8 protein-coding genes are annotated in these 10,344 nt (G+C 67.4%); all 8 read left to right on the forward strand.

The annotated features are described in order from the left end of the window. Positions 1-19: 19 nt before the first annotated feature. The 8 genes from C6A77_RS13975 to C6A77_RS14010 all read left to right on the forward strand — a co-directional run bounded on the left by C6A77_RS13975 (position 20) and on the right by C6A77_RS14010 (position 10,029). The gene (locus tag C6A77_RS13975) at positions 20-814 is read left to right on the forward strand and encodes a DUF4892 domain-containing protein (protein ID WP_114169990.1); all 795 of its coding nucleotides are present in this window, start codon (positions 20-22) and stop codon (positions 812-814) included. Between the two features lie 12 nt (positions 815-826). Beyond that, on the forward strand, positions 827-1,879 hold the full coding sequence (locus tag C6A77_RS13980; RefSeq protein ID WP_114169991.1) for an AI-2E family transporter: 1,053 nt from the start codon (positions 827-829) through the stop codon (positions 1,877-1,879). Positions 1,880-2,116: 237 nt separating this feature from the next. Then, entirely contained in the window at positions 2,117-2,206 is a 90-nt protein-coding gene (kdpF, locus tag C6A77_RS13985) for a K(+)-transporting ATPase subunit F (protein ID WP_003251485.1), read from the forward strand. Positions 2,207-2,215: 9 nt separating this feature from the next. Then, the gene (kdpA, locus tag C6A77_RS13990; RefSeq protein WP_114169992.1) at positions 2,216-3,910 is read left to right on the forward strand and encodes a potassium-transporting ATPase subunit KdpA; all 1,695 of its coding nucleotides are present in this window, start codon (positions 2,216-2,218) and stop codon (positions 3,908-3,910) included. Between the two features lie 9 nt (positions 3,911-3,919). Then, positions 3,920-5,974 carry a potassium-transporting ATPase subunit KdpB gene (gene kdpB / locus C6A77_RS13995; RefSeq protein WP_114169993.1) on the forward strand — a complete coding sequence of 685 codons (2,055 nt, stop codon included), beginning with the start codon at positions 3,920-3,922 and terminating at the stop codon, positions 5,972-5,974. A gap of 10 nt (positions 5,975-5,984) precedes the next feature. Beyond that, positions 5,985-6,536, forward strand: a complete 552-nt coding sequence (gene kdpC / locus C6A77_RS14000; protein ID WP_114169994.1) for a potassium-transporting ATPase subunit KdpC — start codon at positions 5,985-5,987, stop codon at positions 6,534-6,536. Between the two features lie 146 nt (positions 6,537-6,682). Continuing rightward, positions 6,683-9,337 carry a sensor histidine kinase KdpD gene (locus C6A77_RS14005; RefSeq protein ID WP_114169995.1) on the forward strand — a complete coding sequence of 885 codons (2,655 nt, stop codon included), beginning with the start codon at positions 6,683-6,685 and terminating at the stop codon, positions 9,335-9,337. Continuing rightward, positions 9,334-10,029 carry a response regulator gene (locus tag C6A77_RS14010; protein WP_114169996.1) on the forward strand — a complete coding sequence of 232 codons (696 nt, stop codon included), beginning with the start codon at positions 9,334-9,336 and terminating at the stop codon, positions 10,027-10,029. Before C6A77_RS14005 ends, C6A77_RS14010 begins: the two co-directional genes overlap by 4 nt. Positions 10,030-10,344 lie beyond the last annotated feature (315 nt).

A 10,344-nucleotide genomic window follows, 5' to 3' on the forward strand; every position in this document is an offset into this window, starting at 1 on the left:
AGCGCCGCCTGGGTCGCCAATGAGCGCGCCTGTTGCCATCCGTCATGCCTTCACTGCCTGCCTGCTGTTCGCCAGCCCCGTGTTGTGGGCCGGCAGCCTGCCGGTACCGGTGGACGCCAAGGTGGTCGACCAGCGCTCGGCCGTGGAGCAGGAGCGCGTCTACCCGATGGGCCCGCTGCGCAAGATCAGCGGCCGTCTGCGCGTCGAGGACAAGGTCGAGAGCCGCGGCCAGGTCAGCTCGGTAACCTATGAACTGCCGGTCGAACGCACCGCCCGCGAAGCCTTCACCAGTGCGCGCGAAGCCCTGCAGGGCGACGGCGGTTACCCGTTGTTCTGGTGCCAGGGCCGCGATTGCGGCGAGGCCAGCCTGTGGGCCAATGATGTGTTCGGCAATGCTCGCCTGAACGGCGGCGACGAACAGCAGGCATTCATCCTGCTGCGCCGCTCGGCGGCACAGGCCGACACCCTGGTCGCGCTGTACAGCGTCACCCGCGGCAACCGCCGCGCCTACCTGCACGTAGAGGAGTTCGTCGCCGGCAGCCCGCTGGGCGAACTGCTGCCGACCGCCGCCACGGTACTGCGCGAACTGCGTGACACCGGCAAGCTCGACTACCCTGACCTGGCCGCGCCGCAAGACACCTGGGCCAATCTGCTGGCGCGCAGCCTGAACATCGACAGCACCTTGCGTGCCAGCCTCAGCGGCGCCCAGGCCGAAGCCTGGCGCGAGGCGCTGGTCAAGGCCGGGGTACGCAGTGGCCGCCTCGAAGTCGGTAGCGCGACCAGCGATGGCCTGCACCTTGAACTGATTCGTTGAACGGGCCCTGCCATGCTTAACAATGACCGCCTGCTGGTGCAGATTCTGCTGCTGGCGCTGCTGGGTGCCGGCTTGTGGGTAATGGCACCGTTCATTTCGGCGCTGTTGTGGGGGGCCATCCTGGCCTTTGCCAGCTGGCCGTTGATGCGCTTGCTCACGCGCGTGCTGGGCGGGCGTGAAACCCTGGCGGCGAGCCTGCTGACCAGCGCCTGGATCCTGATCGTGGCCCTGCCGCTGGTATGGCTGGGGTTCAACCTGGCCGACCACATTCGCGATGCCACGGCCTTTGTCCGTGACGTGCAGGTCGACGGCCTGCCCGATGCGCCAGCCTGGCTGGGTGGCATTCCGTTGGTTGGCGGGCGTCTGGTCAATTGGTGGCAGTCGCTGGACCAGCAGGGTGCGGCCTTGCTGGCTTCGGTCAAGCCGCACCTGGGGCAAGTGGGTAACTGGTTGCTGGCGCGCAGTGCGCAGATCGGCAGCGGCGTGCTGGAGCTGACCCTGAGCCTGGTGTTCGTGTTCTTCTTCTACCGCGACGGCCCGCGCTTGTCGGCGTTCGTGTTGCGCTTGCTGCACCGCCTGGTGGGCGAGCGCGCCGAGTACTACCTGGACCTGGTGGCCGGCACGGTGCAGCGGGTGGTCAACGGGGTGATCGGCACGGCCGCCGCCCAGGCCGTGCTGGCGTTGATCGGCTTCCTGATTGCCGGGGTGCCGGGGGCCATCGTGCTGGGCCTGGTGACCTTCATGCTCAGCCTGATCCCCATGGGCCCGCCTCTGGCCTGGATCCCGGCCACCGCCTGGCTGGTGTGGAAGGGCGATTACGGCATGGCGGTGTTCCTCGGGGTATGGGGTACCTTCGTCATCAGTGGCGTGGACAACGTGCTCAAACCGTACCTGATCAGCCGGGGCGGCAACCTGCCGCTGGTGATCGTACTGCTGGGGGTGTTCGGCGGTTTGCTGGCCTTCGGCTTCATTGGCCTGTTCATCGGCCCGACCTTGCTGGCGGTCGGCTACAGCCTGCTGCTGGACTGGAGCCGCAACACGGTGCAGCAGCCGCCTCAGTGCTGAGCCTGTACCGGCCTCTTCGCGGGTGAACCCGCTCCCACAGGTACAACACAGGCCTGGAGCCTTGCGCAGTACCTGTGGGAGCGGGTTCACCCGCGAAGAGGCCAGTCCAGACAACCCACACCCCTGATCTTTACACCTTCTTTATTCCCACCCCCACCCCCCAATCTCGCCCCTTTACGCCCCGCCCCCGGACAATTCCCCCAAGCGGCCCACGCCGCACCACGGGGAGAACCACTCATGAACATGCTCGACGGGCTGTCACTGCTGCTGGCAGTGGCCTTGGCGTTTTATCTGCTGGTGGCGCTGCTGCGCGCCGATCGCAGCTAGGGAGCGGCCATGCACAGTTACGATTTCGCCTTGCTCCTGGCATTTTTCGCCATCGTGCTGTTACCGGCACCCTGGCTCGGGCGGTTCTATTTCAAGGTCATGGAAGGCCAGCGCACCTGGCTGTCGCCGGTACTGGGCCCGGTCGAACAGGCGTGCTACCGGCTGGCCGGCGTACGCGCCAGCCAGGAACAGAGCTGGCAGCAGTACACCCTGGCGCTGCTGGCCTTCAACCTGGCCGGGTTCGTGCTGCTGTTCAGCGTGCTGCTGCTACAGGGCTACCTGCCATTCAACCCGCAACACCTGCCCGGCCAGGAATGGTCGCTGGCGTTCAACACCGCCGTCAGCTTCGTCACCAACACCAACTGGCAGGCCTATAGCGGCGAGGCGTCGGTCAGCTACCTGAGCCAGATGCTCGGCCTGACCGTGCAGAACTTCGTCAGCGCCGCCACCGGCCTGGCCGTGCTGGTTGCCCTGTGCCGTGGCATTGCCCGGCGCAGCGCGACCACGTTGGGCAACTTCTGGGTCGACATGACCCGCGCCACCCTCTACGGTCTGCTGCCGCTATGCCTGCTGCTGGCGTTGCTGCTGGTGTGGCAGGGCGTGCCGCAAACCCTGGCCGACTACGCGCATGCCGTCACCCTGCAAGGTAGCGAGCAGACCATCCCGCTGGGCCCGGCGGCCAGCCAGATCGCCATCAAGCAGCTGGGTACCAACGGCGGTGGTTTCTTCGGCGTCAACTCGGCGCACCCGTTCGAGAACCCCACGGCCTGGAGCAACCTGTTCGAGGTGGCGTCGATCATCCTCATTCCGGTAGCGCTGGTATTCACCTTCGGCCACTACGTGAAGGACCTGCGCCAGAGCCGTGCCATCCTCGCCTGCATGCTGGCCCTGTTCCTGATCGGCGGCAGTACGGCGTTGTGGTCCGAACACCAGCCCAACCCGGCCCTTGCCAGCGCGCAGGTACAACAGAGCGCGCCGATGGAGGGCAAGGAAAGCCGCTTCGGCACCACCGGCTCGGTGCTGTGGACGGTGACTACCACTGCGGCTTCCAACGGCTCGGTGAATGCCATGCACGACAGCCTCAACCCGCTGACCGGGATGGTGGCGATGGTCAACATGATGGTCGGCGAGGTGATCTTCGGCGGCGTTGGCGCAGGGCTGTACGGCATGCTGCTGTTCGTCCTGATCGCGGTGTTCCTGGCCGGGCTGATGATCGGCCGCACCCCCGAATACCTGGGCAAGAAACTGCAGGCGCGCGAGGTGCAACTGTTGGTGGCGACCCTGTTGGTGATGCCGGTCGGCGTGCTGGTGCTGGGCGCCATCGCCGCCAGCCTGCCAGGCCCTGCGGGTGCGGTCAGCAACCCCGGTGCGCATGGTTTCAGCCAGCTGCTGTACGCCTACACCTCGGGCACCGCCAACAACGGCTCGGCGTTTGCCGGTTTCGGCGCCAACACGGTGTTCCACAACCTGATGATCGGCCTGGCCATGCTCATCGGCCGCTTCGGCTACATCCTGCCGGTGCTGGCGCTGGCCGGCAGCCTGGCAGCGAAAAAAAGCGCACCCCTGGGGCTGAACAGCTTCCCTACCCATGGCCCGCTGTTCACCGGCCTGCTGCTGGTCACCATCCTGCTGGTTGGCGGCCTGACTTTCCTGCCGACCCTGGCCCTTGGGCCGATCGCCGAACATTTGAGCCTGGGTTTCTGAGGACCGACCATGAACATGCCCATTCCTGAAGTACCCGGCCGGCACACTGCCAAGGACCAGACCCGCTTCGCCGCGCTGTGGCGCCCGGCGCTGGTGCAGGCATTCGTCAAGCTCGACCCGCGGCAGCTCAAGCGCTCGCCGGTGATGCTGGTGGTCGCCCTGACGGCGCTGCTGACCACTGTCCTGTGCTTCGCTCCCGGCAGCGGCGTGAGCACCGGTGTTGCCGTGCAGATCGCCCTGTGGCTGTGGTTCACCGTGCTGTTCGCCAACTTCGCCGAAGCGCTGGCCGAAGGCCGTGGCAAGGCCCGTGCCGACAGCCTCAAGGCCGGCAGCCAGGGCCTCACCGCCCAGCGCCGCCAGCGCGATGGCAGCTTCGAGACCGTGGCCGCCAGCGCGCTGCGCAAGGACGACGTGGTGCGCGTGGTGGCCGGCGAAATGATCCCCGGTGATGGCGAGGTGCTCGAAGGCATCGCCGCCGTCAACGAGGCCGCCATTACTGGCGAGTCGGCACCGGTGATTCGCGAATCCGGCGGCGACCGCTCGGCAGTGACCGGCAATACCCGGCTGGTTTCCGACTGGTTGCTGATCCGCATCACCAGCAACCCCGGCGAATCGACCCTCGACCGCATGATTGCCCTGGTCGAGGGTGCCAAGCGGCAGAAGACCCCGAACGAGATTGCCCTCGACATCCTGCTGATCGGCCTGACCCTGATCTTCCTGATCGTGGTGGTGACCTTGCAGCCGTTCGCTCACTTCGCCGGGGGCAGCCTGCCGTTGATCTTCCTCGCCGCACTGCTGGTGACGCTGATCCCCACCACCATCGGCGGCCTGCTGTCGGCCATCGGCATCGCCGGCATGGACCGCCTGGTGCGGCTGAACGTCATCGCCCGCTCGGGGCGCGCGGTGGAGGCCGCCGGTGACGTGCACACGCTGATGCTCGACAAGACCGGCACCATCACCTTCGGCAACCGCCGCTGCACTGCGCTGCATGCGGCGCCGGGCATCACCGCCCGCGAGCTGGGGGAGGGGGCCTTGCTGGCCTCGCTGGCCGACGACACCGCCGAGGGCAAGTCGATCGTCGAGTACCTGCGCCAGTTGCACGACTTCCTCGAACCGCCCGCCGGGCAATTCGAGGCGGTGGCGTTCAGCGCCGAGACGCGCCTGTCCGGCATCGACTTCCAGCAGCACCGCTACCGCAAGGGCGCTGTCGATGCCGTGCTGGCCTTCGTCGGCATGCAGCGCCTGGACATGCCGGTGGCGCTGGCCCGCGAAGTGGAGCGCATCGCCCAGAGCGGTGGCACGCCGTTGCTGGTGTGCATCGACAAGCGTCTGCTCGGCGTGATCCACCTCAAGGATGTGGTCAAGCCTGGCATTCGCGAGCGCTTTGCCGAACTGCGCAAACTGGGCATCCGCACGGTGATGGTGACCGGTGACAACCCGCTGACCGCTGCGGCGATCGCCGCCGAGGCCGGGGTGGATGACGTGCTCGCCGAGGCCACGCCCGAGAAGAAGCTGGCGCGCATCCGCCAGGAGCAGAACGACGGCCGCCTGGTCGCCATGTGCGGCGATGGCGCCAACGATGCCCCGGCGCTGGCCCAGGCGGACGTCGGCATGGCCATGAACGACGGTACCCAGGCCGCGCGCGAGGCGGCCAACATGGTCGACCTGGACAGCGACCCGACCAAGCTGCTGGATGTGGTGCAGGTCGGCAAGGAACTGCTGGTGACCCGTGGCGCGCTGACCACCTTTTCCATCGCCAACGATGTGGCCAAGTATTTCGCCATTCTGCCGGCGCTGTTCGCCGCCATCTACCCGCAGCTGGGCGTGCTCAACCTGATGCACCTGGCCAGCCCGCAGAGCGCGATCCTGTCAGCCATCGTGTTCAACGCGCTGATCATCATCGTGCTGATCCCGCTGGCCCTGCGCGGCGTGCGGGTGCAGGCGGCCAGCGCCGCGCACCTGCTACGGCGCAACCTGCTGATCTACGGCCTTGGCGGCATCGTCGTGCCGTTTGCCGGGATCAAACTGATCGATCTGTTGCTCAATGCGCTGCACCTGGTCTGAGGAGGCCATCATGAATGCTTATGTACGCCCGGCGTTGAGCCTGGCCCTGCTGCTGACCCTGGTGACGGGGGCGCTGTACCCGTTGGCGGTGACCGGTGTTGCCCAACTGGCGTTCCCCAGCCAGGCCAATGGCAGCCTGCTGCGCGATGACCAGGGGCAAGTGCGTGGTTCGTTACTGATCGCTCAGGATTTCCAGGGTGATGGCTGGTTCCATGCGCGGCCCTCGGCAGGCGCCTATGCCACCGTGGCCAGCAGTGCCAGCAACCTGTCGCCGAGCAACCCGGCGCTGGCCGAGCGGGTCAAGGCTGATGCCGCGGGCTTGTACCAGGCGCAGCAGGGGCCGGTGCCGCAGGCATTGCTGACCACCTCGGGCAGCGGCCTCGACCCGCACCTGCCGCCGGAGGCCGTGGCTTACCAGATCCCACGGGTGGCGGCGGCGCGGCAACTTCCGGTCGCGCGCTTGCAAGGCTTGCTGGAAGAGGCCACCCTCCACCCCTTGATCGGCCCACCGGTGGTCAATGTGCTGGCGTTGAACCAGGCCTTGGAAAACCTCAGCCATTGATGGATGACTTGAGGCCCGGCAGGGATCCTTGTGGAAGCGGGTTCACCCGCGAATGCGTCGATGGCCCCTTTATCGCATTCGCGGGTGAACCCGCTCCCACAGCTGTCCCAGAACTGGCTGATGGCTGGAAATGCAAAGGATAAAACATGAGTGACTCCACCCGCGCAGACGCGCTGCTGGCTACCCTCCCGCGCACCGGCCGGGGCCGGCTGAAGGTGTTCCTCGGCGCCGCTCCCGGCGTCGGCAAGACCTTCGCCATGCTCCAGGCCGCCCACGCCCAGCAACGCCAGGGCGTGCAGGTGCTGGCCGGAGTGGTCGAAACCCACGGCCGCACAGAAACCGAAGCGCTGCTCGGCGGCCTTCAACAGCAGCCGCTGCTACGCCGCCAGTACCGCGGCGTCACCCTCGAGGAAATGGACCTCGACGGCCTGCTCGAGGCAGCGCCGGCTTTGCTGCTGGTCGACGAACTGGCCCATACCAACGCCCCCGGCAGCCGTCACGCCAAGCGCTGGCAAGACGTACAGGAACTGCTGGCTGCCGGCATCGACGTGTACACCACGGTCAACGTCCAGCACCTGGAGAGCCTCAACGACAAGGTCCGCGACATCACTGGCGTGCAGGTGCGCGAAACCCTGCCGGACTGGGTGTTGCAGGAAGCCTTCGAGCTGGTGCTGATCGACTTGCCGCCGCGCGAACTGCTGGAGCGCCTGCGCGAAGGCAAGGTGTATGTGCCCGAGCAGGCGCGGGCGGCCATCGATGCGTTCTTCTCGCAAACCAACCTCACCGCCCTGCGCGAGCTGGCCATGCAGACCGCCGCCGCCCAGGTCGATGCCGACCTGGCCCACGGTTATCGCCAGCGTGGCCAGGAGGCCCCTGCCTTGCGCGGGCGGCTGCTGGTCGGCGTGGATGGCGACGACCAGGCCGAACGCCTGGTGCGCCATGCCAGCCGCGTAGCCCAGCGCCGCCACCTGCCCTGGAGCCTGGTGCACGTGGACAACGGCCGCTTGCGTGACGAAGCTGCCCGCCAGCGCCTGCAAGCCGCCCAGCAGCTGGCCGAACGCCTGGGCGGGGAAGTGGTGCTGCTGCGTGCCGGCGAAGTGGCACGTACGCTGATTCAGCATGCTGCCGAGCGGCGCGCCAGCTTGGTGCTGGTCGGGCAGTCGCGCGATCGCCTGCGCCGGCGCCTGTTCGGTGCCGGTGTAGCCGCGCGCCTGCTGCGCGAAAGCCATGGCCTGGAAATCAACGTGCTGGACCGCGATGCGCAAGGCCCGGCACCGCGCTCGGCGGTGCGCCGGGTGTGGGTCTGGCGCCATTACCTGTTGGCACTGCTGGCCACGGTCATGGCCGCAGGCCTGGCCTGGGCAGTGTCGAGTGTGCTGGCGCTGCCCAATATCTCGCTGGTGTTTCTGGCTGCGGTGTTGCTGGTGGCGGTGCGCAGCAGCCTGGGGCCAGCGCTGGCCTGTGCCGCGCTGTCGTTCCTGACCTACGACTTCCTGTTCATCCCGCCCAATTTCTCGTTCAACATCCAGCGCGAAGAAGATGTACTGACCCTGGTGTTTTTCCTGTTGATGGCCGCGCTCACCGGCAACCTGGCCGCCCGCCAGCGCCGCCAGTTGCAGGCGCTGCGCGAGACCCAGGCGCAGACCAGCCAGTTGCTGGACCTGTCGCGCCGGTTGACCGTGGCCACCGACCGCCAGGCGGTGTTCAACGCCGCCGGCCAGCACCTGGACGGCTGGCAGGACCAGCAGGTGTGCCTGCTGGAGCGCAATGCCGAAGACCAGTTGCAGGTGGTCGGCGGCGAAGCCCATGCCTTCAGCGCCAACGAACGCGCCGCGGCCGAGTGGGCCTGGCAGCACGGCCAGGCCGCCGGTCAGGGCAGCGATACCTTGCCCAATGGCCGCTGGTGGTGGTGGCCGCTGGCGGTCGATGAGCAACCGCTGGCGTTGCTCGGCGTACGCCCGCGCTCTGGTCAGCCGCTCAGCGACCCGCGCCGGCGGCTGCTCACCGCCCTTGGCCAGCCCCTGGCCCAGGCCCTGGCCCGCGCCCGCCTGGCCGAACAGCTGGAGGCCGCGCGCCTGCATGGCGAAACCGAGCAACTGCGTAGCGCCTTGCTCGCCTCGGTCTCCCACGACTTGCGTACCCCGCTGACGGCCATGCGCGGCAGCATCGACAGCCTGCTGGCGCTGGGCGAGGCGATCCCCGCCCCAGACCGCCGCGACCTGCTCGAGGGCACGCGCAACGAGGCCGAACGCCTCGACCGCTACATCCAGAACCTGCTGGATATGACCCGCCTCGGTCATGGCGGCCTCAAGCTGGCGCGCGACTGGGTGGCCCCGGCGGACATCGTCGGCAGCGCGCTCAACCGCCTGCGGGTGGTACTGGCGCCGCTGCGCGTGCACACCGAGGTGCCGGCCGAGTTGCCGTTGCTGTTCGTGCATGCGGCGCTGATCGAGCAGGCCCTGGTCAACGTGCTGGAAAATGCCGCACGCTTCTCGCCGGTCGATGGCCGCCTGGAGCTGCAGGTGTCGGTGCACGACGCCCAGTTGCGTTTCGCCGTCAGCGACCAGGGCCCCGGCATTCCCGTGGCCGACCGCGAGAAGATCTTCGACATGTTCTACACCGCCGCCCGTGGCGACCGTGGCGGGCAGGGCACCGGCCTGGGCCTGGCGATCTGCCAGGGCATGATCGGTGCCCATGGCGGGCAGATCCTGGTCGGTGAAGGCATCGATGGCCACGGCACCTGCATCACTTTATGCTTGCCGCTGCCCCCTCAACCTGAAGCCGAAAGCGAAACCCCATGAGTCAGTCCGCCACCCTGCTGGTCATCGATGATGAACCGCAGATTCGCAAGTTCCTGCGCATCAGCCTGGCCTCGCAAGGCTACAAGGTGCTCGAGGCCGCCACCGGCGCACAGGGGCTGACCCAGGCCGCGTTGGGCAAGCCGGACCTGGTGGTGCTCGACCTGGGTTTGCCAGACATGGACGGCCAGCAAGTGCTGCGCGACCTGCGCGAGTGGAGCGCGGTGCCGGTGCTGGTGTTGTCAGTGCGCGCCAGTGAAGGGCAGAAGGTCGACGCGCTGGATGGCGGTGCCAATGACTACGTGACCAAGCCGTTCGGTATCCAGGAGTTTCTCGCCCGGGTGCGCGCCTTGCTGCGCCAGGTGCCGCAGGCCGGTGGCTCGGAGGTGGCAGCCAGCTTCGGGCCGCTGACGGTGGATTTTGCCTTTCGCCGGGTGACCCTGGACGGCGTGGAAGTGGCGCTGACGCGCAAGGAATATGCGCTGCTGGCGCTGTTGGCCGGGCACCCGGGGCGGGTGATTACCCAGCAGCAGTTGCTCAAGGAGATCTGGGGGCCGACCCATGTCGAGGACACCCATTACCTGCGGATCGTGGTTGGGCATTTGCGCCAGAAACTGGGCGATGACCCCACGGCGCCACGGTTCATCATCACCGAGGCAGGGGTGGGTTACCGGCTGGTGGCGCCGGTCACATGATCCCGGGCCAGGGCTAGAATCCGGTAGAAAAACAGCGAACTCGCAAGCGTTCCGCTTGCCCCTTGTACTCACATCGCATCACCGGTGCCATGCACCGCGCCGCCTGCTTCGCGGGTGAACCCGCTCCCACATGGTACGGCGTATGCCTCGGGCTCACGCTGAACCTGTGGGAGCGGCCGCGGCCGCGAACACCGGCGCAGCCGGTGCCAGGTACCGCGTTGGATTCTTCACGGGCACGCCCGCTTGTATGGTTAGACTTGAAGGGGTGGTGGGACTAAATGCCCGATTCTGACTGTTCGCAGCAGTACAGACTGT

Source organism: Pseudomonas sp. AFG_SD02_1510_Pfu_092, assembly GCF_003331055.1.
Taxonomy (GTDB): domain Bacteria; phylum Pseudomonadota; class Gammaproteobacteria; order Pseudomonadales; family Pseudomonadaceae; genus Aquipseudomonas.